The organism is Nocardioides marinquilinus (assembly GCF_039543705.1).
In the GTDB taxonomy this organism is placed as follows: domain Bacteria; phylum Actinomycetota; class Actinomycetes; order Propionibacteriales; family Nocardioidaceae; genus Nocardioides; species Nocardioides marinquilinus.
Genome location: NZ_BAABKG010000001.1, coordinates 1,113,278 through 1,113,815, shown reverse-complemented (window position 1 = coordinate 1,113,815; position 538 = coordinate 1,113,278). Strand labels below are relative to the sequence as shown.

The window sequence follows — 538 nt, the reverse complement described above, 5'->3', positions numbered from 1 at the left end:
AGGTCAACGACACCGACACCGACCCCCTCGACCCCGACAGCGACGACGGCGGCGTCAAGGACGGCGCCGAGATCGCCAACGGCACCGACCCCAACAACGGCGCCGACGACTTCCCCGGCGACCCCGACGGCGACAACGACGGCCTGAGTGACGCCGAGGAGGCCGACCTGGGCACCGACCCGGCCGACGCCGACAGCGACGACGACGGCCTCACCGACGGCCAGGAGGTCAACGACACCGGCACCGACCCCCTCGACCCCGACTCCGACGACGGCAGCGTGGACGACGGTGACGAGATCGCAGCCGGCACCGACCCCAACAACGGCGAGGACGACGTCCCGCCCGGCCCGGACGACGCCGACGGCGACGGTCTGACCGACGACGAGGAGGCCGACGCCGGCACCCTCCCGAACGACCCCGACACCGACGACGACGGGCTCAGCGACGGCCAGGAGGTCAACTACTACGACACCGACCCCCTCGACCCCGACTCCGACGACGGCGGCGTCCTCGACGGCGCCGAGGTCGCCAACGGCAC

At 73.0% G+C, this 538-nt stretch carries 1 pseudogene; it reads left to right on the top strand.

Annotated features, from left to right (window positions below):
• A pseudogene (locus tag ABEA04_RS05345) lies at positions 1 to 538 on the top strand (hypothetical protein); the annotation flags it as partial.